The organism is Chryseosolibacter indicum (assembly GCF_018598585.1).
In the GTDB taxonomy this organism is placed as follows: domain Bacteria; phylum Bacteroidota; class Bacteroidia; order Cytophagales; family Cyclobacteriaceae; genus Chryseosolibacter; species Chryseosolibacter indicus.
In genome coordinates this window covers 25280-48316 of the sequence record NZ_JAHESD010000031.1, presented here as the reverse complement: position 1 = coordinate 48316, position 23037 = coordinate 25280, and the positions used below count along the sequence as shown (strand labels likewise).

At 39.3% G+C, this 23037-nt stretch carries 23 protein-coding genes; 12 read left to right on the top strand and 11 right to left on the bottom strand.

The features are described from left to right. Window positions 1-18: 18 nt before the first annotated feature. The 3 genes from KK060_RS14190 to KK060_RS14180 all read left to right on the top strand — a co-directional run bounded on the left by KK060_RS14190 (window position 19) and on the right by KK060_RS14180 (window position 1428). A complete protein-coding gene (locus KK060_RS14190; protein WP_254154415.1) occupies window positions 19-237 on the top strand; it encodes a hypothetical protein in 219 nt (72 codons plus the stop codon). 340 nt (window positions 238-577) lie between these two features. Further along, window positions 578-877, top strand: coding sequence for an RHS repeat domain-containing protein (locus tag KK060_RS14185; RefSeq protein ID WP_254154414.1), 300 nt, complete (start codon window positions 578-580; stop codon window positions 875-877). Window positions 878-969: 92 nt separating this feature from the next. Next, window positions 970-1428 carry a thioesterase domain-containing protein gene (locus KK060_RS14180; RefSeq protein WP_254154413.1) on the top strand — a complete coding sequence of 153 codons (459 nt, stop codon included), beginning with the start codon at window positions 970-972 and terminating at the stop codon, window positions 1426-1428. Window positions 1429-2753: 1325 nt separating this feature from the next. Here the strand turns inward: KK060_RS14180 and KK060_RS14175 are convergent. Genes KK060_RS14175 through KK060_RS14165 form a run of 3 tightly spaced genes read right to left on the bottom strand, consistent with a single transcriptional unit; the run spans window position 2754 to window position 4115 of the window. Continuing rightward, entirely contained in the window at window positions 2754-3200 is a 447-nt protein-coding gene (locus tag KK060_RS14175) for a hypothetical protein (protein ID WP_254154412.1), read from the bottom strand. 29 nt (window positions 3201-3229) lie between these two features. Continuing rightward, window positions 3230-3925 (bottom strand): DUF3800 domain-containing protein, encoded by a 696-nt coding sequence (locus KK060_RS14170; protein WP_254154411.1) that lies wholly within the window; start codon window positions 3923-3925, stop codon window positions 3230-3232. Between the two features lie 7 nt (window positions 3926-3932). After that, window positions 3933-4115: a hypothetical protein gene (locus tag KK060_RS14165; RefSeq protein WP_254154410.1), complete on the bottom strand. Its 183-nt coding sequence runs from the start codon at window positions 4113-4115 to the stop codon at window positions 3933-3935. Between the two features lie 263 nt (window positions 4116-4378). Here KK060_RS14165 and KK060_RS14160 point away from each other — a divergent pair, with 263 nt between their 5' ends. Further along, window positions 4379-5236 (top strand): HEPN domain-containing protein, encoded by an 858-nt coding sequence (locus KK060_RS14160; protein ID WP_254154409.1) that lies wholly within the window; start codon window positions 4379-4381, stop codon window positions 5234-5236. 7 nt (window positions 5237-5243) lie between these two features. Here KK060_RS14160 and KK060_RS14155 read toward each other — a convergent pair whose 3' ends face one another. Then, window positions 5244-5498 (bottom strand): helix-turn-helix transcriptional regulator, encoded by a 255-nt coding sequence (locus KK060_RS14155; protein ID WP_254154408.1) that lies wholly within the window; start codon window positions 5496-5498, stop codon window positions 5244-5246. A 371-nt stretch (window positions 5499-5869) separates the two neighbouring features. Here KK060_RS14155 and KK060_RS14150 point away from each other — a divergent pair, with 371 nt between their 5' ends. From KK060_RS14150 to KK060_RS14140, 3 genes are all read left to right on the top strand, one after another. Further along, entirely contained in the window at window positions 5870-6436 is a 567-nt protein-coding gene (locus tag KK060_RS14150) for an RNA polymerase sigma factor (RefSeq protein ID WP_254154407.1), read from the top strand. A gap of 82 nt (window positions 6437-6518) precedes the next feature. Further along, on the top strand, window positions 6519-6791 hold the full coding sequence (locus KK060_RS14145) for a hypothetical protein (RefSeq protein ID WP_254154406.1): 273 nt from the start codon (window positions 6519-6521) through the stop codon (window positions 6789-6791). Window positions 6792-6834: 43 nt separating this feature from the next. Further along, complete coding sequence (locus tag KK060_RS14140; protein ID WP_254154405.1) at window positions 6835-7110, top strand: hypothetical protein; 276 nt, start codon at window positions 6835-6837, stop codon at window positions 7108-7110. 238 nt (window positions 7111-7348) lie between these two features. Here the strand turns inward: KK060_RS14140 and KK060_RS14135 are convergent, their stop codons facing one another. After that, window positions 7349-10216 carry an NACHT domain-containing protein gene (locus tag KK060_RS14135; RefSeq protein ID WP_254154404.1) on the bottom strand — a complete coding sequence of 956 codons (2868 nt, stop codon included), beginning with the start codon at window positions 10214-10216 and terminating at the stop codon, window positions 7349-7351. A gap of 426 nt (window positions 10217-10642) precedes the next feature. On the opposite strand from KK060_RS14135, the gene KK060_RS14130 reads away from it, so the two are divergent. Next, window positions 10643-10828, top strand: coding sequence for a hypothetical protein (locus tag KK060_RS14130; protein ID WP_254154403.1), 186 nt, complete (start codon window positions 10643-10645; stop codon window positions 10826-10828). A gap of 664 nt (window positions 10829-11492) precedes the next feature. Here KK060_RS14130 and KK060_RS14125 read toward each other — a convergent pair. Beyond that, window positions 11493-12341 carry a helix-turn-helix transcriptional regulator gene (locus KK060_RS14125; RefSeq protein WP_254154402.1) on the bottom strand — a complete coding sequence of 283 codons (849 nt, stop codon included), beginning with the start codon at window positions 12339-12341 and terminating at the stop codon, window positions 11493-11495. 172 nt (window positions 12342-12513) lie between these two features. Between KK060_RS14125 and KK060_RS14120 the strand changes: the two genes are divergently transcribed. The 3 genes from KK060_RS14120 to KK060_RS14110 all read left to right on the top strand — a co-directional run bounded on the left by KK060_RS14120 (window position 12514) and on the right by KK060_RS14110 (window position 14803). After that, window positions 12514-13413: a hypothetical protein gene (locus KK060_RS14120; RefSeq protein WP_254154401.1), complete on the top strand. Its 900-nt coding sequence runs from the start codon at window positions 12514-12516 to the stop codon at window positions 13411-13413. Window positions 13414-13423: 10 nt separating this feature from the next. Next, window positions 13424-13879: a RidA family protein gene (locus KK060_RS14115; protein ID WP_254154400.1), complete on the top strand. Its 456-nt coding sequence runs from the start codon at window positions 13424-13426 to the stop codon at window positions 13877-13879. Between the two features lie 108 nt (window positions 13880-13987). Next, complete coding sequence (locus KK060_RS14110; protein WP_367397490.1) at window positions 13988-14803, top strand: AraC family transcriptional regulator; 816 nt, start codon at window positions 13988-13990, stop codon at window positions 14801-14803. Between the two features lie 532 nt (window positions 14804-15335). Here the strand turns inward: KK060_RS14110 and KK060_RS14105 are convergent. The 3 genes from KK060_RS14105 to KK060_RS14095 are packed head-to-tail and all read right to left on the bottom strand — an operon-like array spanning window position 15336 to window position 17063. Further along, window positions 15336-15884, bottom strand: coding sequence for a DNA-3-methyladenine glycosylase I (locus KK060_RS14105; RefSeq protein ID WP_254154398.1), 549 nt, complete (start codon window positions 15882-15884; stop codon window positions 15336-15338). Between the two features lie 32 nt (window positions 15885-15916). Further along, on the bottom strand, window positions 15917-16240 hold the full coding sequence (locus KK060_RS14100; protein ID WP_254154397.1) for a nuclear transport factor 2 family protein: 324 nt from the start codon (window positions 16238-16240) through the stop codon (window positions 15917-15919). A 37-nt stretch (window positions 16241-16277) separates the two neighbouring features. Further along, window positions 16278-17063 (bottom strand): SDR family oxidoreductase, encoded by a 786-nt coding sequence (locus KK060_RS14095; protein WP_254154396.1) that lies wholly within the window; start codon window positions 17061-17063, stop codon window positions 16278-16280. Window positions 17064-17201: 138 nt separating this feature from the next. On the opposite strand from KK060_RS14095, the gene KK060_RS14090 reads away from it, so the two are divergent. Then, entirely contained in the window at window positions 17202-17585 is a 384-nt protein-coding gene (locus KK060_RS14090; RefSeq protein WP_254154395.1) for a winged helix-turn-helix transcriptional regulator, read from the top strand. A 1062-nt stretch (window positions 17586-18647) separates the two neighbouring features. Here KK060_RS14090 and KK060_RS14085 read toward each other — a convergent pair. After that, on the bottom strand, window positions 18648-21617 hold the full coding sequence (locus KK060_RS14085) for a GAF and PAS domain-containing protein (RefSeq protein WP_254154394.1): 2970 nt from the start codon (window positions 21615-21617) through the stop codon (window positions 18648-18650). Window positions 21618-22162: 545 nt separating this feature from the next. After that, window positions 22163-22891 (bottom strand): YoaK family protein, encoded by a 729-nt coding sequence (locus KK060_RS14080; RefSeq protein WP_254154393.1) that lies wholly within the window; start codon window positions 22889-22891, stop codon window positions 22163-22165. Between the last annotated feature and the right edge of the window lie 146 nt (window positions 22892-23037).

The window sequence follows — 23037 nt, the reverse complement described above, 5'->3', positions numbered from 1 at the left end:
ACTTGAATTACAAGTGAAATGACAGGAGATTTAGAGGAAATACAGGGGATATTGAATTTAGCAAGTGGAATGGGTGTTTTTGAAACGAACAAAGCGATAGCTTCAGGAATCAACGGTGCTGAAGTTAACACAATAAACTATGATCACTTTAATGAAGATATGCGTGACAAGCTAGCAGAGTCGGATGATTGGTTTCAGGAAAGGACCACAAGAGGTAATAACATTGTTATTTATTGATACAGTAAGGATGAAACGTATTCTTTTAACTTATTTAGATTTAGCAAGTTTTGTTCTTTTGATTAACACAGCGAGTGCATTGATGGAGGAGTTCGAACTCATTAATTTGAACTTTACAGGGCAATGGCCATTTCTGATGACCTTCATTTTTGTGTTTTCTTTTTTTAATATGTTCATTCTTTTTGTTGCTGGAATACTCAATTTTATTTTAAGGAAAAATATTTTGAGACGTATTATCTATTTATGTAGTTCATTCTTCTTCTTGTTTTTCTTTATGGGTTTATCGAACTGGGATCGCTTTTAACACTGTGCTGTTGAAGTGTATTCCGATGATTTTAAAGTGGAACATATTAAGTACGCTGTAATACTGACGCAAGACTACTATCCGTTTGGATTGACTTACAACTTTTATAAGAGAGAAAACAGCATACAGAATCTTTATCAATACAATGGCAAAGAAAAGCAGGATGAATTAGGTTTGAGTTGGTCTGACTACGGGACAAGAATGTATTTTTCTGAAATAGGTAGATGGAATTCCGTACATCCTGGCGTGGAACGATACGAATCCATTTCACCATACGCTTATGCTTTCAATAATCCAATTCGGTTTATTGATATTAAGGGAAGTGATCGAATGTGATGTAGCAGTGATTTTTGCAGGTGCTGACTTATCATCCAATCGTGGTTTAGGATCTACAGGTGATATTGCTTTACGCCTGAGAAAGTAATATTTTGATACGAGGTGGATCGGTTCAAAACTTCCCATCCACATACTGGAGTACTAAAGTTTATGGAGGACAGTATGGTTCAGTTGCCGGAATTTCAAGTACAATCGCTGAAGGGAAATTGGAGGAGCTCACACAAGAAGCATATGATTATGGTTTAAAGAATTACGGTTCAGGTGGGCGAGTAGTAGTATATGGATATAGTTATGGGGGTGTACTAGCTCACCATCTAGAAAAACGACTGAAACAGAATAAGATTAAAGTTAACTTTTTAGTAACCGTTGATGCTGCTGCAGGAGACCAAAGTGACCAGCTTGATCGAATAGTTTCTGAGAACACAACTGAAAGTCTAAATATTTATCAACCAACCTCTTCTATTTTAGGATCAAGGGGTGGGGAAAATAAAAGAGCGGATGGGCTCGCAGAAAGGAATTACCAATCGAATAAAAGTTTCATATGTCGATAACAATGGAAAGAAGCGACGAGTCACAGATGATACAATAGATGAACTAACGGCTGGAGAGGTCATACATGAAATTTTACAAAAACTGATTAAAAAATGAGGACGAGGCAAAATAATTGGTTGATACTTCTTTTGATTTACATCTCAGCTGCATTTTTTCTTTTTGCAATACTTAGATACTGGGTTGTTTTTGTATGGAATACAGGTCTATATGCGGATGACATCTTTGTGACCACAAGAGTTTTTTTCTGTGCTCCGATGTTAATATTTCTTGGCATTTTGCTTATAATGAAATTTAAAAATTTTGTTCATCGGTTCTTTGGAGGAGTTTTTTTGGCAAGTGGTACGGTTTGGGCTACTGCGCTCATTAGAGCAGTTATGGGGGAAGCAGCTTGAAATTGGTTCCATATCAATACAATATTCGATATGCGTATGAGTAAAACGTTACTGTGATTCCTCTCGATAGAGTTATCAGGTATGATTTCGAATTTATTCTTCTAAACAGTATATAGATCATTTTAAAAGAATAGCTCAGTATTTGAAGAACGACATCAAGAGATTTTAAATAATAAGAGAATAGTCGGTGCTTTAAAAAAGTATGGTGGATTTCTGATCGTCAACTAAAAGAAGCATCTACTTGGGGAAAGGGACCTATGCTGGTACGATGGAAAAGTATTAACCGAGTATGTCGGATTTTATTATAAAGCCGCTTTCTGTCTAGCAATATGCCTTTTCTTTTCCTGAATTTGAAGGTAGCTATTCCTGCGACTGATGCGGCACTGAAAAACCAGCTCGCCCGTTTCGTAAAGGAAGGCGAGATTCTGACTAGGTAGTACGTCTTCCAACAATCCGTTGCTGGTTTTGCCCTGGCGTAGCCGCTGGGCCTCAGCGGGCGGTAGGTAAACCCAACTTCACAAGAAGCTGAAGCGCTGGAATCTAGCTAATGAGATCTTCTTTAAAATTAGGTGTTTCCATAGATAATGCTCGGATTATGGTGAGGGGCTAAAACCTATTTTGGAGAAAAGGCGAAAACCAGAATTAGTATCAAATATCTGTATATCAGTATTTTTATGATCAATCGAGACTGTTTTTTGGAGAATTCTGCTGGGCGTTATGGAGAAAATAGACGCTTTCTCGATGAGCTATGGAAGCCTTATTTTCTACACGTTTTAGAAAATGACCTTTTTCTATGCATGTTTTCCTGCGGTTTGTAAAGGCGCGAACTATTTTTGGATAATTCCGTTCTAGATGATAGTTTTGAATTGTTCTTTACCTTTGGTAGGGAACCTACAAAGGTCTCGAACGCTGAACCCAAATCAGCGTTCTTTTTATTCTTGGGCCTTTCCAACATATTGCTCATCTCTAATCCAATCGGGGCTCGTCAAAATTTTATTATTGTTTCCTTCCTCATCTGTTAGTTCATATGCCGTCACAAAGGAGGCCTTGAGTAAACCGGTAAATCGAATAACTACGACATACCCGTCTTTGACAAGTGCTACTCGCCTTCCATTGTCATACGTTTTGGTATCCCGATCCCACCCTTGCTTTAGCACAGCCGTAGGGTCTTGAAGAGTATCTTTGATCCATAGCATCTTCTCCAGTCGATTGAGCGAAAGAATTGATTTGTCTCTGAATTTTCGATTTGCGCTTTCGAAAAATACGTGATCAAACATGTTCTCATAAAATTTTACTTGGACGTTGTCGAAAGTGAGTATTGCCTTTCCTGGATCACAATACTCATCCTTCCAAAGCCGCCGGAGTTCAGCTTCCGTCATTTTATGGGATTTAATTTTCTTGTAAGTCATTACCAACCGCCTTTTAAGTTGATCTTGAACACGTTGAACTTCTCATCCCATTTTGACGTTGGTGCAATTGGTTTTCCAAGAAACTTTTCTTCGATGTGCTGAATAAGTCCAAGCTTTGCTGAACCCTTCGCTTCCTTATTGAATTTCGTGGTGACGAGGCCGGTCAGCACATCAGCCAATTGAATACCTATTGATTGTTCTGAAGGCAGCCCCTGTACTTGCTTTATGTCTGATGTGAGATTTGAAAGATCCAATACTCTTTCTAATTCCTTAAGCCTCCCTTTGTTACGATTTATCTTAAGATCAAGAAAGACATCATACGTATTGAAGTCAAATATCCAATGATGAAGGAGTTGATAATAGAACTTATAGAATCCAAGCTCCGCATCCTCGTTGTTAAATTTGATATTATCAACCTTCGATGATTCGATAAGAACAACTCTGAATCTTAAATATCCAGTTAAGAAAAAGAAATCAATTACGTCCTTGTACAGGTCAAAATACCTGGGCGATACTTTTTTCCATTTCAATTCACCGTGAACCTTATGCTTTTCTTTTATCAGGGATACCTGCTCTTTAAAGTGATCTCGGTACTCTGCAGGAAACCAAATTCCACCGATACCTGTGAAAAGATGGGCATCCTTTCGTGTTAAAGATTCTAAACCACTCTCATCACAGTATACTTCAAAATCCATAAGTATCTTATTTAACTACATTTTCTCTGATTACTTCAGCTATTTCATTGGCAATCTCCTCCACCGTGTAAGCAGACGTATTTCTCACGAGCTTATCAGCTAATGAAGGAGGGAAATCAATCACTTCCTTTTTTGTGATATTATGCCAGATTGGCAAACCAACTTGTTCGCCAGTTAATGATTTAGTCATGATTCTATCAAGTTCATAATTCGCCCAACCCTTTTAAAGCCCGACCAGAAACTTATAAGGATACTTACAAATATACCCATACCCTTCTGGTTTGTTGTGTTTCTGTGGATGCATCCATATTCTAATTGTGTGTATTAAGATGTTTAGAATAAATCCCCTTTGTTAGTGACTCCAAGAATAAGATCAACGCTATCCGGTTAGATGTAAATTTAAGTCTGGCTTCTAAAATACCCCTACTTTTTGCATAAATTTGACTTTTGCAAATGAAAACATCCCTTTCACATCTTCCAGAAAATAAACAGCATGAGTTCCAGCGCATCACTGATATTATTAAGGAAGTTGTTAATCCGGAAAAAATCATTCTTTTCGGAAGTTATGCTAAAGGGACATGGGTGGAAGACCGCTACACTGACAAGCATGGAACCCGATATGAATACATCAGCGACTATGATTTCCTTGTAGTTACAAGGCAGAATCCAGAAAAAACCTACTCACAGGAATCGAAAATAATGGATCGCGTTGATCGATATGAGCCGCCTGTGAACCTTGAGATACACGGGTTAGATTACATTAACAAAGGACTGGAGGAGGCCGAGTACTTTTTCGTTGATATCATTAGAGAAGGCATCTTACTTTACGATAAAAATTATTTGCAATTTGCCTCTCCAAAAGATTTAACGCCAGCGGAAAAGAAACAGAAAGCAGAAAGATATTTTAAAACCTGGTTCCCCCAGGCAAATGAATTTATAATTGACTGTAATCATGCATTTAATCGAGACAGTTTAAATAAAAGTGCTTTCGAATTGCATCAAGCAACTGAAAGTCTCTATTATGCGACTCTATTGGTCTTCACCGACTATAAACCCAAGACTCACAACCTGTGGAAGCTTCGAAAAAAGACAAAGCCTTATTCTAAAGAACTATTTCAAATTTTTCGAGCTGAAACCGATAAACATGAAGAGCATCTTTTTGATTTGCTAAAACGCGGATATGTAGATGCCAGATATAGAACAGACTACGTCATCACTAAAGAAGAACTCGCAGCTCTTATCCAGCGGATTACAAAGATGGTTCTTTTAGTTGAGCGGATTTGCAAAGACAAGATTGAGTCTTTTGTATAAGGCGATTTTACAAGCCCTTTCCGAAAAATTCCTCAATTGTCATTCCAAGCTTATTCACCATTTTTATAAGGCTCTTTAGGCGAAGATCCTGGCTCCCAGCTTCATATTTGCCATACTGAGATCTATTCACGTCATTGTCGTAAGCAAAATCGTCACTGTTTTTGTATCCTAATTTCTTTCTCAACATGGCCATTTTCTTCCCGACTTTCTTAATGACTTCCTCGGGATCTTGCTCGACTGAACCTGACTGCTTTGCCTTCATGGAATAAAATAAGCCATTCAAGCAGAGGTGTATTACTCCTAAATAAGATACTCCTAATTAGGAGAATATTAATTGTTAATTTATCTTTGATTAAGACACTTAACTGTTGCTTCCATTTACCATTGCTGATGCGTGAGAAACAGAAAGTAATGAGAGATGGGACAATCACAAACGATATTCAAGACACAAAGTGCGGGACCGCTTTGCTCATTTGCATACCCGGGCATTTTCTCACGCCTCAGTAATGACGGTAAGCAAAGCCCCGCGCTTTTTTTTATACATAATTGGAGGCACCCGAACCGGTGCTTGTTCCATCCTGGCCTGCCCATCCACCAGGGTGTGAACAATGCTATTCCTGAAATACCGATTGTATGAACCCGTATCAAAACCATACTGATGCGGAACTGATGGCTGCCCTGCTACAGGGAGAAGACAAAGCCTTCGAGGTTATCTATTCCAGGTATGTAAAAGCGCTTACGCTTTATGCACGAAGACGGATCGCCAACAAAGATGATTGCTTTGAAATCATCCACGAAGTTTTTGAATCGATCTGGGTTCGACATGCTGAGCTTTCTCATGTAACCGTTCTGGAAGCTTATCTCTACAGGATGGTTAAGTACAAGATCATTCGGTATTATCAGCACAACCAGGTTAAAAAAAAATATCACGATTACTTCATAAGGTTTGAAGCAATGATAGAAGAGATTCCTGGTGAAGAGGAGGAAATTGAAAACCTTCGCACCATCCTAAAGGGCAGCATGGAGGGACTACCGGAACGATGTCGCATGGTCGTCCAATTGAGAATAGAGGAGAACCTTTCCAACGGAGATATTGCCAAAAGGATGAACATTGATAAAGCTACAGTGAAACGGTACATGACTTCGGCATTGAATTATTTCCGTAGGCTTCATTCGCCTGTCTATAAATCTCGCCGCTAACCACTTTCATTTATATTTCCAAACGCTTATTCCGACTTAGTTAGCCAAGTATTCTACGCAAGGCGTTCATAAATTACACTCTTTGTCTAGCAGGCAACAAGAGCAACAATCCCAAACTTATCAGCATGAGCTTGCGGAAAGTTCAAAGGCAATTCTCCTCCGATATAATGACGATTACAAAGTAAAAATCGACTGGAGGGCATTTCAAGACTTTAATATTTACAGGTATTCTCCGGAAGTTGACATTGCTATCGGCCCTTTCAATGATGACTATGCTCCATATAATTTAATGCCCGTATACACCAATATTGTGTACAATGATTCAAACCTTATTTCATTCTTAAAAGACGTATGAAACTCACCGGACGAATATGAATGTCGAACTTTACACCGACTACATGGAATTTAGTTTTGAAGAGGCTATTAGCCAAAATCCAAATGCTCGTTGTTTACTTGCAATAGAAATAGAAAATACAAGTACCAAAAAGCATATTATGGGCAGCATAATAAATGCCGCATCGCTAGATCGCATTGGCATTGGAATTGGGTATTGTGATAAAGCATTCAGAGCTTTTTTGAGGATAGTAAATTATCTAGGTTTTTTGCGTAAAGTTGAGAAGAACACCTATTCGACCGCTAATTTCTTCGTTCTATCAAAGGAACAATTTGCATAAGCATTTTCAAAGCAATGACGTTGTGAGATATCAAAAAAATTATCTTCCTCTAATTTGATATGAAGCTTATTCGCAAAAAAAAGTCGATTTAAAAAAGATTGTTACTGCAGTTTACGTGACACTTGTTCTGGCTTATATTTTATGAAATGCTCACGAACTTCATAGATTGCAAGAGAGATTTTTGATTTCTATAAAGCTTGCGATCTACATGATCTTTCGAACTCCCATAATACAACTATTAAGCATTGTAGTTTAAATCAATTTCGTTTATGTTATCGATACATTCAAATAGCAGCTTGAAGTTCTTGAATGTGGCGGGATCATTGTTTTTTTTCACAGCTTTTACAAAAGCTGATTTTTTCTTTTCACTGATTTTGTACACGTTCGGAATCGAAGTAGTCTCAAGCATGTCATGTGCGCGCAGAAACTCGATGTCGAAGTAATGTTCAATTTCGAAGAAGTTCAAATTTTGATCTTTTTCAATATAATGTGATAGGTGTCCAGGGACGGGCAAGGATATTGCAAATATATTTAGCTCGTTGAGCTTTTTGACCATCTTAGGTCTAACCTCAGGAAACTGAAGGCCATTGAAGTGCTGTAACCCGGCACTATCATGGTCGAAGATACCTATTATAACCTCTTCATCATTATTAAAAGATATTGCATGCCGAAGCGCATCTCTTAATTTGCTTGCTCCGCCACCTTCTTCCTTGCCCACCGGGAAGACTTCCCAATAAGGTAAGTTCCCATCCATCAGAACCATGAATGCGTGCTCTAAAAGTTCCGCGTCCGTTTTTCCTTCTGTTATTAGCTTTATCTTTCTATCCAATCGAATTAGATCAAGCGCAGAAAAACGCAATCTTGATATCGATTGAGACGTTAATGTTTTAAGCGGTTCTCTTAAACGTTTTATCTCTTTTTTTAACTCTTTCTTTAAAAGTTCGTAGTTGGCACCTTTTATAATCTCGACAGAAAAATCAGCCAACATGCACAAAATAGCATCGTTAGTTAAATTGGAATCAAAGATGAGCGTTTGCAATTCATTGCCTTCATTGATACGCCTAGAATCCAATGTCAATGCGACTTGCAATGCCTTATATCCACTTAAGGTCTTTTTGTTTTCCATATACTCCTTTGAAAGGGACCAAAAGGCTAATTTAAGCGGCTCCTTCAAAGTCACGGAGTTGAAACTTTCATGGAAGTATATAACATTCATCAACCATAAGATTGGCATTTTATAGTTTTTCAATTTTAGTGTTTCATCAGAGAAAAGCTTTGAATATATCTCGTGGATTTTAAGGTTTAAGTCGATGGATTTTAGGATAGTGTCCCTTCTTAGTTTGTTGTCGGTTTGGTAAAGCGCTTGTAGTAGAAACCCAGCTCCCATTACTGCAGAGAGCAGGTCGTTTAAGCGGTTAGCTGAATCCAGTTTTAACAAAACTTCCTCCAAGAATTTAGGCATGTCTTTCGATTTGCCGGCATAGAAAATGGCAGCATTCTGCCAGTTATTCTCAAAAAAGTTGTCAACTAGGAGCAGTTGATCTTCGCGTCTGTGTTTAAAGATCTCCAGTGCTGCATAGTATTCCAGAAAGGAGTCATGGCTAAACTTGACGTATTTGTTATTCTTTAACGTCAAAATTCCTGTATTATTTATTAGGTAATCAAGGGCTTCTTCTAGAGAGCCTTTCCCAAGAGGAATTGTTTTTTCAAAAAAATACTCTTTAAAAAAATTATAAAATTCTTCACGTGTATAGGGCGAGTGTTGATGAGTTTTAAGCAACTGATATGCATATAAGGAGAGTATTCTTTCTTTAAAGCTCACATCAACAAATTCAATTCTGCTTGATACAGTTGCTTTTCCAATCAGCAGAGAATTAAAGTTGTCGAAGATATCAGTGATTGTTGCCGGTATTTCTAAATCATTTTCTTCAAAAAGAATTGAGATCAACGACAGTGTTAATGGTGTAAGGGGTAGCTTTTCAATTATCCGATTGTCCTTCAAAGCTTCTATTAGCTTTTCAGCCTTCGTTTCATGAGACGGAAAGAAGCTTGTTATAAATCTTTTAATCTGATCTTGATTAAAACGCTCAATCTTATATGAATTGTATTCTGCTAAACCTGTGTTGATTTGAAGCTTATCATCATTGCGGGTACCGATAATGAACTTAACCCCTTTGTCGGCAAATAGCTGCTTAAGCTGCTCAACCACCCGCCTTTGGTTTTGCTCTTCTAATTCATCCAATGAATCGACTAAGAGAGTCAATTTATACTGCTCGAAAAAATCGTCATTTATGGCACCGAAATAAGGTGTTAATTTATTGTTGATTAGTCTTGAGACATCGTAATCCGCTTCGAAGACTTCAACGACAGAAAAGTATAACGGTAACCCTTTAATTTTTGAATCACGATTGCTGTGAACAATTTGCTCACCGATTTTTTTTAGTGACGTAGATTTTCCGGTACCAGGATCGCCAGTAATTAAGGCAGGCTTTGCACCTTCGATAATTTGTTCTAAGCTGACACGCTTGCGCGTAGGCGTGTTCGTCTCCAGCTCCTGTGATAAGTGATAAATACGCGGCTCGATAAAGATATTCAAAACCTTCTCGTATTTATCATTAAAAATTGGAAGCTTTTTAAGTTGAGAGTCTTTAACAATTTCTGCACAATAGGATTTCTCATAATCCAATAGGACGGTGTCAGAGTGCCTCCAATATCCAGGGTTATGGTGATCAATTAGTTGAATGACTTCGTCACGGCCAATGAAATTAACCTTTAGCGCTCTACTAAGATTTGAAACCTTTGATTTGAAACCTTCTGAAATATAGAATGGAGATACGAAATATAACAACGAGGCCCTTTGCTTTTCAATTGCAGATATATGGGGCTGTATCAGACTCAAATCAACTTCAGCTCCGGTCGGTTTAATCTGGCTAATAAAAAAATAATGGATGTCAGTGCTGAGCGCGGTCTTAAAAGCGCCCCGAATGGTATCCGTTGTGAAGTCTTCTATACTTGAATAGCCAATGTTGGGAAGGATAGATTTAACTATCTCGACCAATTGATCTAACGGCAGAGATTCAATCTTTTCAATCTTTGAGTTGTCCATATTCCTATTCTGCTTTTAAAAATTTTGTTATCCATTCCTTGAGCACCGAAATATAGCCATCCACTCTTTGAAACGCCAATATGTCGAGTCAAGTCACTTCTTAAGGTTACGATTGATCACCCATCAAGGGCAAGTGGATTTATACTTCGCGCATGTTCATACCAGACCTCAGCCTATCTTTGGCCTAGCAGTGGCCAGTGCGGATAGGGTGCAGGCTGGGATGAACATGCGGGGCCTAGCCGGCCCTGGAGGCGGTCAGACTCTTTAAAGATACACCAGTCTTAATCTTGTATAACTCACTGATTCTTCGCTACTAATCTTAACTCAAATTTTCTCGGGTTGATCACGCTTCAAGTAAACCTTTAGCCGCAAAAATGGGAGAGAAGCCCCTATTTTTTTCCGAGCCTCGCTCGTATATTAGCCACAATGCAAAATTTAGAGTCACTACTCGATCAAGCCATTGAAGCATCCGACAGTGGAGATAAGGATGAGGCTATAAGAATATATGAAAGGATTCTATTTGAAAAGGAGGATTGGGCAACAGTCCATTATAATCTCGGTCTGATTTACAAATACAGGAACGACTGGGACAAATCATACCACTACATTTGATACTACGCTTTAAAATTTAATCTCCGAAACATCCACCTTTCGCTATCCTGTGTCATTATGATTTGGTAAGTCCATCACTGGCTTATTAAGACCGGATTGTCTGTTAGGTTAAGTACAAGAATTTCTTCAAATGGGGCATCCGGTCTTATTTAAAAAGATCGTTATGACTGACTATACCAAACTAGGGAAACTGATTGGCAGGTTACAGGCCTTCATTGCCGTGCTGGAAAAGAAACAGGTATTGCTGGTTCATTAGCGCATCAATCAATCTTACTATATGCTAAGGTAGCTGAACGTCAAATTGTTACATGACAAGTTGCTTGAGCTCCATGAGAAACAACGCGCACGTGCCATATGATCTCGTTGATCTGTCCGGATGCTTTTAATCAATTCAGGAAGGACCTGCGCTGGCTCCAAAAGTTTAACGACCCAAGAGACAAGTCACCTGTTCCCGATTACGATTTAACCATGTAGTGGATTATCGGGGTGAATAAGATTCTGCCTACCAGTGTTTCAATCAGTTCGTCTACAAATGCTTCTATGCTCATAATCAATTGAAAGATTGTTTAAAGGCCAGTAAGGTCTTCTTAAATGGTTTAGGTATCGAGTTGCAAAGGCCAACCCCTTGTCAGCTCCTGCTGTACCTGTAATCTGACGCTCACCTTTATCTTCTCATACGATAGCTGCTCGGTACCTGATTATATTTTCTTTTAAATAACGTTGAAAAATATTCAGGGCTAGTGAAGCCAGAAGCGTAGGTGATGTCCACAATTGACTTAGAAGTCTCTTTCAATAGCATTTCTCCGTGCTTGAGCCGAACGTTTAAAAGGTACTGATGTGGTGAATAATTTGTGTAACTTTTAAAAAGGCGACTGAGGTAAAAAAGGCTTATACCACAATAACGAGACAAGCCCACAAGTGATATGGACTTATAAAAATTTGCCTGCAGATACTCTTTCGCATGCTCCACTGCTTCCTGATGATGTCTATTATGCGATTGGTGGAGGACCGACTCTTGAGGACTGCTCCTTGTTGTCTTCAGAAACTCGTTTAAGAAATCAAGGACTAGTGCATCAAGCTGAACGCAGTCATTGTGCTGTATGGTGTTCAATATTGTAAACAAGACAAATTCTGATTCAGGCGATGCCTTTGTCTGGACAGACAGGGTGTTTTTTCCTTGCTTCTTGAAGAGGTTGTCTATCTGTAGTTCGTCTTGCAGTTGTGCATAGAACTTGTTGGTGAAATTTATAATCGTGCATGAACCGCGTGATGGCAGAAGCTGATATTCAAAATCAGGAAGCTCTAAGGTGACATGGCCAGTGGTGAGTTGATACATTTTTTTTGTCAGCGTTCCGCGTTGTATATGCACGGCGCACAGGCAATCGTTGAACTCCCGCTCAAATGATGTATGACGATCAAAGTCAAGTATCCAATTCTTAATCTCATAGAAATCGGATTTAAACAAGTAGTTAACGAGCCTCGGTTGTGTCAAGTGTGTCTCTGGATTTTTCATTCACGTTTACATTCTTGCGCATGCTAAATATCGACTAAAATCGACTACGACCTTAATAATCTTGCTAAATTAAGATATGCGCGATCTTTATATTCTGATGTGGCAATGGTTTGGCAAAATTCTTAAGGTCGCCTTCTGCGTGATGCGCCTATCTTTCGGCTGATCCTGCATTATGAAACGGAAAGCCATTTTAGTACCAGTAAGCTTCGCTTTAGTCCTGTCGGTGTTATTGAATTGTAAAGATAAGCTGAGAATCACTTATCCGAAGCCACATCCTGATTCACTGCCAATAAAATTCTTGCCGGGACTCGTGTCAGTAAACGGCCTTGACTTCAACTCCGCATTCTCACCCGATGGACAGTCATTCTATTTTTCACGTTCGGTCAATGGCCAATGGGACATCTTTGTATCTGCATACGAAGGGCAGGCATGGAGCAAACCCATTCGCGTTTCTTTCAGCGATGAGAGGTATTCGGAGGCAGACCCCACCTTCTCACCTGACGGAAAGCTCTTCTTCATTTCTAACAGACCAAGAAATAATGACATTATAAGAAAAGACTATGATATATGGTTTGTTGAACCAGCTGATGAAAAAACATGGTCTAATCCGCAAAACCTTTTGTCCCTGAACTCTGACAGTTCGGAGTACTATATTTCTTTTTCAGATAATGGAAACCTCTATTTTGGATCATCACGGCCTGGAGGTTTTGGACAAGAAGATATTTACGTGAGCCGCTTAGTAGATGGTGCTTACACAGCTCCAACCAATCTTGGCGAAAACATTAACACTCCGGAGTCGGAGCATGATCCATGCGTTTCGCATAATGAACAGTTGATCGTTTTCAAGTCGGAGAACCGAGCCGATGGTTTTGGCCAGGCTGACCTTTACTTTTCAACAATTGACAAAACAAATACCTGGATGCCGGCAAAGAATCTCGGTGCGCGCATCAATACCCAGGGCTATGAATATTGTCCTTACTTCAGTCCAGATGGCAAGTACTTCTTCTTTAGTAGTCGAAGTGATATCATGTGGATGGACATGCGTGCAGTACGAAGTATCGTCAACCATTAAGTTTATTATAATGATGCGCGGAGTTACAATATACTATCTCAGAAACCTTTTCATCCTTGCCGTTACGATGTCATCAATTTGTGCTTGCGCTCCATCGAAGCTAAGATCAGTTAATCCTGCGTCAAACGCTTACGCACAAGCGTTTGAGGTAACCAATGTCCATCGATTCGTTTTCATCAGTGGGCAAGTTCCAGTTGGTGATAACAACGAGGATGTGCCTGTCGATTTTCAGGAGCAGTGCAGAACCGTTTGGGATAACATACGAAAACAACTTGATGCATGTGGTATGAAATTAACAGACATTGTCAAAGTAACTACCTACCTGGCAGATCGAAAATATCGTGAGCAAAACTATAAGGTCCGACAGGAAATCCTGGGTAATCATTCGCCTGCGCTCACCATTATCATTTCAGATATTTATCACGAAGCATGGCTTCTGGAGATTGAGGTAATTGCAGCGAGATAGATTTGCGCGCAATATGAATGATCTGGCGTCTGACGATCAGGAATGATACTTGAAGCATAACTGCAAGTTCAGATGCTCGTTTCTTCAAGAGCTTTATTGTAAAATTAAATATCCAGTGTTATCACAGCTTTAACAAAACAATATCAACCACATCCTGCTTTAAGACCTTATGTCAGGTATTACTGGTCATTGGATATTCATGTACGCTGTGAGTCAATGTTAAATCTCCAGGTGATGGCTGACCGGTTTCCGCGTATTGTCATTCAGTGTCTGAATGGAAGCAATGCCCTTCATTGCGCTCATTACAACTGCATTTATGCTGCCAGCCTGAAAGGTATCACATCGAAACCTGCGCTTTTTCAGATGGAGCCTGCCTACTCCCATGTAGCAGTGTCGTTTTTTCCGCATGGCGTCAAAGCCTTGTTTGGCGTTGACGCTTTCGAGACGATGGATTCCGTTTTAGACTTACAGAACTTTTTTTCTAAAAATGTTATCGAGAAAATCATAATTGCACGACACACGAAGACGCGCATATCACTCCTTGATAGTTACCTGCTGAAAAAACTTAGGTTGATGAAGACCATTGATCATCGGGTTTTAAATTTTTTACAGTTGTGTCCCGGTGCTCATTACGGCCGTGTACTGAAAGGCTACGGAATAAGTGAGCGTCATTTTGAACGAATGTTTCTGCAATCTGTCGGGTTCACTCCCTCCTATTATAAAAGAGTTGTTCGTTTTGAAAAGGCCCATTGCAGAATTCAACAAGGCGACTACAGGTCTCTTGCAAGTCTTGCCTATGAATCAGGTTATTCAGATCAGTCACATTTCAATCGAGAGTTTAAAGAGTTCTCTGGCACAACACCGCTGTCCTTCACTACAAAGGACGAACTGCTCACAGAAAGCGGATCTCTTCTGGAAGCGTAAAGGTTTGTAAGGAAGCAAAAGAAAGTCACTTGTTCTCTTTTTGATAGGAGGGTTGCATCTTCAGAGACAATGTCAAGAAGGACGCACTCATCAAACTGGCGTCATTATATTTTAAATCACGAGGACCTGCTACGGTAAAAGATTTTACATGGCGGAGTCTGAAGGCATCGTTTGAAATCGAACGTTGATGCATTTAAGTTATTCTTGATGAAAGAAAGATATTCTAAATTTTCTTAAGTAAGCTAAGTTGCTTCCTGACAATCATAACATGAAAGAAGCGTAGATAATGTTATGCTCTACGTCTATGTCATCAAGGACTACTGTGTAGCAAATAAGTCGGCTACGAGAACGCACAGCAGCATATTCATGAGAAGCTGATTGAGAAGGCGAAAAAAGAATCCAAGCAAATAGATTTTGCAGTTTCCCTTTTTTTGATTTTGCGTAACTGACTGCTGAACACGAAGCAATGTGCTTAAGAAAATGGTTTGCCTGTCAATCCTATTTCACGTCATTCAAAGGCTATCCTGTTGTGTTATTTCAACCACATTGGTTTTGCTTTCAAAACCTTCTTATGAATTTCGCAATCTGATGAATGAGCACCGGGTAAAAAACCGATGCTCATTAGAAATTCATTTACGATTTCACCCCCAGTGAAACGGAAAGTCTTCTTAAAAACTTTTATCCACTCTTCTTTTGTTTTTGGATGGTTGTGCTCTAGCCACTTTTCAAACGAGCCAAATTGTTTTTGTAAAGCGAGGATTGTTTTAGCATTCTCTATGGCTGCGTTTATCTTTAACCGGTTGCGGATTATTCCCGCATCCGCTAAGAGCCGCGCACGGTCCGCTTCTGTATAACCTGCTACTTTCTTGATGTTAAAATTGTGATAAGCTTTCCGAAACGTCTCCTCCTTCTTTAAGATCATCTCCCAACTCAGCCCTGCCTGATTAATCTCCAGAACCAATCTTCCAAACAGTTCATTGTCATTGTGAATAGGAAACCCATAGTGATGATCGTGATAGTTTTTATGGAGCGTTTTTCTATCGCCTGGTGGCATTTGCTTTATTGCGGAGCAGTAACTCATAAATTATTTGGCTAGGGATGTTTTTAATCTACTCATCCAGTTATTTTCAATGATTTAATCAGTCCCTCATTCATTTCAAAATTAAATTTCAGCACTGCAGGGCTTCCCTCAAATGTGCCTGATACTTTCGCTGATAAAATGCCCTTAGTCCCCGTCTCTTTATAGTCAACAGCCTCCATTACTGATTTGTACTTTTCGTTCGCTTCAGCAATCCACTTTTGAATCTCTTTTCTTCCCGTATGCGTTTTGCCCTCATCATACACTACACTAGTTTCAGAAAAAAGATTTGCATAAGCTACACTGTCAAAGTTGTTTTGTGCTTTGATTAATTCTTGTACTACGTTTGGTAATTTCATATTGTTTGTTGGTTTATTCATTAGTTTATTATAATGGTTAAATGGTTGGAATTGTACCTCCATCGACGACATATTCTGTCCCTGTGAGGTAACTAGCTCTAGGAGATACTAAAAAACCGATAAACTCAGCGATCTCTTCCGGTTGTGCAGGTCTGCCAAATGGAATCCCACCTAGTGCGTCCATCACACTCTTTTTCGCTTCCTCAACTGTTATCTTCGAAGTTGCTGAGATCTCTTCCAAGAACGCCTTTACTGCAGCGGTGTTTATCCAGCCAGGTGAAACAGTTAATACCCGGACACCTTTTGGAGAAACTTCCTTAGACAAACCTTTGCTGTAATTAATTAGCCCTGCTTTTGCAGCAGCGTAAGGCAAGGTAGATTCGTGAAGCGGTAGCCTACCTTGAATTGAGGCAACGTGAATAATAACGCCATTTTTACGCGCTAGCATTTGTGGTAAGAAACCTCTGTCCAACCGCACAGACGCTATTAGATTCGTTTGAATAATTTTCTCCCAGTCTTCATCTGCCAGAGCTGCAAAACCACCTGCTGGCGTATCAGAGCCACCCATGCTGTTGATCAGAATATCTAATTGACCGAATGTTGATAAGACTTCCTTAATCACTTTTTCCGTTCCGCTTGCAGTGCTTAAGTCCGCGGAAATGAAATGCCTGTTTTCATTACCTTCAGGTTTGTTCCTGGCAGTGATAATAACTTTTGCACCTGCTGCCTCTAATCGATCTGCAATTGCTTTTCCTAGGCCTTTTGTCCCACCGGTCACCAAGGCAATTTTGCCAGATAACTCATTGCTGAAGTAATTTTCCATTTGTTACTCTTTTTGTTGAAATTTATATGGGCAAAAGTGGAGTGTATGATCACTTGGCACAAGTAGGGAGATTTTAATTGCATAGGGATAATTTTATCCCCTATGGCACATTGCAATGCATTAGGGTATTTTTGATCTATGAAAAACCGAAAAATTCCATTGAATCTGAATTGTGGGCTGGACCTGGTAGGCGAAGTGCTGTATGGCAAATGGAAGATGCGCCTGTTATGGTTTATTAAACAGGGCCATAAGCGACCGAGTGAATTGCAACGCAAAATTCCAGATGCTTCAAGGAGAGTATTAAATGTCCAATTAAAGGAATTGGAAGATCACGAGTTGATTTCAAAAGTTGTTTATGCAGTTGTCCCACCAAAAGTTGAATATCATCTTACCGAATTCGGGGAAAGTTTAATACCTGTAATTGGTGCAATTGGCCAATGGGGCGATCGTAATGAGGAGCGGTTGCGTTCTTTAATCCTGGCGCAGCAACAATTCAATGTTGAAGTATCGAAGGAAGGATGAGATTGAGATAATTTAATAACCATGCATGAAGCTCAACGAGACCATCCGATTTTTCCCGGCCAAATTATCCGGCCGGCTCTTTAACTCTTTATTCTCTATGATACATTACAAACGACACTCCCTGTAGGTCAGATAACGTTGCCTCGCCGTAGTATCCGGTAGTAACTTTAGGAAGATTTTTAAAGTTCTATTATCATTCTGCAAATGGAGATGATCAAATCGTTCGCGACACAGAAGTAGTGCTTTAAAATCTTATTCAAACAGATAGAAACATATGATAAGTTTTACAACTGCCAGACACAGCTACGTGAACATGTGCTCATTTCTATTGCCGTACTTGTCTTATTTAAGTGGGTTGAAATTTGTGCGCAAAAGCTTTCGACGGCCCTGCTCATCACCGGAAATGGAAATGTACCAGATTACAAGGATGGATATCCCCCATGGATTCATGAATTTCAAAATAAAAGGTGATTGAGATTCTCTCCTCCACAGCTAAGGTTGACGTGGTATCAGATTTAAGCGTATTAAATTGAGAGACACTGCAAACTAATACCCTTAATAATATCTGTTATTATTTCTATATCAATCGCCGAAGCAGTTTTACTATTCTTTAAAATTTAGTCTCCGAAACATCCACCTTTCTCTATCCTACGTCATTATAAATTGGTAAGTCCATTACTGGCTTATTAAGACCGGGTAGCCTGTTTAGGTTAGGTAGAAGAATTTCTTCAATAGAGGCATCCGGTCTTTATTTAAAAAGATCATTATGACTGCAATACCAAACTAGAGAAACTGGGTGGCAGGTTACAGGTCTGAGCCTGAGTTGAATTTACTAACTTGTAAAATCTAATTGAACTTACAAATTACAGGGACAATTCGTATCTGCTGAACACCAAGGGTCGCCTTTTTTAGCCTCCTAAAAACTAGAGAACTAGCAGAAGACCATAAAAGTTTTTACACCTTGTTTAAGGCTTGTTTGTTATTTATAACTGAAGGCTATTTCTAGATAAAAGAAATGGTTAACTGAGGTATCTTCTTCCCGGAACATTAGACTTAACGAGCCTAGGATGTTACTAAGCTTTCATGTGAAATCTCCTGCTCACTCTTCCTGACAATCTGTGCGTACTTAACAACCTTATACGGTCTTCCCTCCAGCGATAGTATGGGATTATAACTTCCGTAGATCCAAATACTCTCACCATTCGCTTTTTTTCTTTTAAACTCCCCTGAAAAAAATTCACCTGATTCTAATCTCTCCCAGAACTTTTTATACTCTCTTGATTGCACTTCAAAATCAGGAACAAAAATACTGTGGTGCTTATTAAGAACCTCATCAGCATTTTTATAACCCATTGCTTCCAGAAAAATGTCGTTAGCAAACAGAATTTTTCCCTCCATGTCAAATTCAATTACCGCATTGGATTTGCGAATAGCATTTATCTGACCCGCGAAATTAACAGCGTCTAATTTCTCCTCTGTTACATCTTGCGCGAACTTCATTATTTTATAAACGTTGCCTTCGAGGTCTTTAATTGGAGTATAGCTGGCGTTTATCCATACTTCCTTCTGATTTTTCCCGTACCGCTTAAACTCCCCTGTGCGTGCCTTTCCGTTGCGTAGGTCGTTCCAAAACATTCTGTATTCCTGAGAATCGGCAAGAGCGGGTTCCACAAACATTCTGTGGTGCTTGCCTGTTATCTCACTCAAGCTATAACCCATCGTTGTAAGGAAATTGGAATTGGCATGAACAATTTCGCCCTGTAAGTTAAATTCAATCGCTGCCATGGTATTATTAACGGCATGAATTTGTCCTTCAAAATCTACTGATCTAATTTTATCCCTGGTAATATCCTGGGCAAACTTTATAACCTTACTGACCTTTCCTGATGCATCTTTAATCGGCGTATAACTTGCACTAATCCATATTGTTTTACCTGATTTTCCAAAACGTCTGAACTCACCAACCTGAGGAATACCTGCTCTTAAATTATACCAGAATTCTCTGTATTCACCCGACTCTTTTTCTAACGGATGAACAAATATACTATGATGATTTCCTACCACCTGGTCTTTTAAATATCCGGTAATTTGTAGAAAATTCTCATTTGCATTTAAGATCTTGCCATTAAGGTCAAACTCTATTGCAGCCATGGTTCTATCGATCGCACTGGCCTGACCTTCGAACTCTACCGCTTTTAATTTTTCTTTGGTTATATCCTGTGCAAACTTCACTACTTTATACACAACTCCTTCGGTATCTTTAATCGGCGTATAGCTTGCATTGATCCAGACTGGGTTACCGTTTCTTGCGAATCTTTTAAACTCACCCGTTTTTGCAACACCTTTCTTTAAGTCACTCCAAAACTTTTTATACTCATCGTTTTCAACTTCTTTTGCATCCATAAATATTCTATGGTGGGCACCAACAACTTGATTGCTGGCGTAGTCCATGGTATTTAAAAACGCATCATTTGCAGAGAGAACATTTCCCTGTGTATCAAATTCAATAACTGCCATTGTCCGGTTTACAGCGTTGATTTGACCTTCGAAGTCCAATGCCTTTAATTTTTGAGCAGTAATATCTAGTGCAAATTTTATCACCTTGCAAGGTGCGCCATATTTATCTGTGACAACAGTATAGCTTGCGCTTATCCATACTGTTTTATGGTTTTTAACTCTACGTTTAAATTCACCACTTTGCGCCAGACCATTTTTTAGTTTCTTCCAGAAATCAGCGTAGTCAACAGAACTCGCATATTCTTCATCAATAAAGAACCGATGATGCTTTCCTCTGATTTCATCCAATGCGTATCCTGTGAATCGTAAAAATCTTTCATTAGCAGTTATTACGTATCCATCCATAGAAAATTCAATAGATGCCATTGAATTATTTATTGCCATTAACTGACCACTCATCTCCATGTCTTTTCTGGCCATCTCTTCCTGAATGGCTGTAAGCTCTTCCATACTCTGACGCATCTCCTCCTCCTGGGCTCTTAACTCTTCTGCGTGTTGTTGTGATTGTTCAAGAAGGCCTTTGGTTCTTTCACTAACCTGAAGGGAAGAGAACGTGGAGGCGAGCATCTCTCCAAGCTTTTCAACAAATTCTATTTCATGCGCTTCCATCTTGTTAAATGATGCAATCTCAACAAGACCAAATACCTCTTCGCTCAATCTTAAAGGCACAATAAGAAGATGGCCTGGTAATGCCTGGCCTAGACCGGAAGTAATTTTCATGTAATCACCAGGCACTTCTTTCAGGTAAATTGTACTTGCTTCAATCCATGCCTGACCTGCCAATCCATCACCCTTCTGTATTTTTTTATCATCATACTTTATCTTATCCCATGCATAGGTTGCTGTCAACTCCAGGTACTCCTCTCCATTTTCATTTTTTATTATGAATAACTGTCCCTGACTAGCCTTTATATATTTGATAAGGTTACTGAGCACACGCTGACATAATTCATTCAGGTTGGAATTACCGGTACGAACAATATCACCAAAATTAGCAAGGCCTGTGGTAATCCAGTTTCTTCTGTTACTTTCCATAGCCGAGCTGCTAAGCTTTTCATGCATTGACTTTAATGACCGCAACAAGATATTATTATCTTGTTGTTGATCGTACATTATGTCCAATTCTCCCCTACCAATTCGTTCAGCAACATCAGAAGCTGTTTTAATCTGGTCGATAAGGTTATTAAGTGCTACCCCTGAAATGTGTTTGTCACTATTCGTAATTTTAATTTTTCCTGGGATTCTACCTTCAGCAAGTAAGGATAATCGTTCGTTTATTTCATTAACCTTCTGAGTTATACTCAATGAAAAGGTGAGCGAGTAGCAGATTGAAATGGCTATTGCCAATAATACTGCAGAACTTATAATTAAGGGCGTAGTATTGATGGTTTCAGTTTGTTGAATAATAACCAGTGAAAGATACAAAATGAGTAGCATGGAAAGCGAAACACTAATCAAGTGATTCACGATGAAACGATCTCTAGCCTTCTTCGGAGAAGTAGTGGGGTGTTGCATAATGCCGGTGTTATTTTAGCTTGAAAACGCCTAAACAAAGATATAATCGTATAAAAACTATTACTGAGTAGCCCTAGGTAGGAAGTACGCTTGTCAGAAAAGTGAACCACATTGAAAAAATGTGCATTGAAGGATAATATTTCTTTGAGTAAAGAAATTTGTATTTGCTCATGTAATCCGTTTTTAAAAATCAACAGGAAACGTACTAAGTAGATATGCGTAGGAATATTAAAGTAGTTCCACGTAACCAGAGAAGCACTTATCGTGTTGCGTGATGATGTAAGATGTGTAATAAAACTGAAAGCAAGCCCAGTAATTATTGGTTTGAGAATAACAGGAGCGCTTATTTTCCTTTTGCTTGCCGTTACTTTAGGGAAACAGGTAAGCCAAAAAAAGAGAAACCGAAGGTGTGCGTGTACTGCGTGGTATGAGGGGACTCCTTTACCCTGTGCGGTTGGTAACATCGCGTCGCTCCTGCATATGCCTAGACTGGGAAATGACGTCGAGCTGCCGGCTTGCCGATATACTTTTGCTATTGCACGAATCTAACTATTCTGATATCTTCTCTTTATTAAAATGAGTCTGAGTTTGATGTAATCAAAAGTAATACCCAATAGCAAAGCAAGGCCTCCAAGGAGTAAGGCATGGAGTTGAACAACAGGATATAGTATACCACCTGCAATTCCGCCGAAAAAGAAGAAGCTAATAATTGTTATTCTTAACTTCATTGAAGATAATAGTCTCTGCCTTTGTTCTTTTAGCCTATAAAAAAACAGTTGAGACAACTCTATGCCCAGGTCGGTGAAAAGTCCGGTTAAATGAGTTGTGCGCACGACAGCATTTGATATTGATGTAACAAGCGAGTTTTGCATGCCCATGGCGAAAAGCAGAAGATATGCCAGTAGATCAGGATTGTTCGTTCTCAGCGCTTCCCCAAACCATGCAACACCGATCAGTATTAAACTTTCGATTGTTACCGGAACCAGGTAAACAAAACTTTTCTTCCTTGCTTTATAAAGCAATTCCACAAGAAAATTAGAAATGAATGACCCGAGAAGAAAGAAGAAGATATACAGAAAATAAGCAAGTGCCTGCAAAAAATCAAGACTGAAAACCTCATCAATCAGGAAGGCAAAATGGCCGGTAATATTTGTTGTCAAGCGCTGCACCGCCAACAAACCACAAACATTTACCAATCCAACGACAAAAGACAATAAAGAGGCTACTCTCAAGTTATGTTTTATAGTTCTTGCCTTTCCCCGGTGTCTGAACATTCATGTATTAATATCTGCTATTCTAACAATTTTGTCACACAATGACACGTCGGTGATTCAATTTGGAAGAGCATTATTGGCACAACCTACCCAATGTATGTTTATGACTTACTTCATCTAGCATGGATTTGCTTGTTTGTGCCACA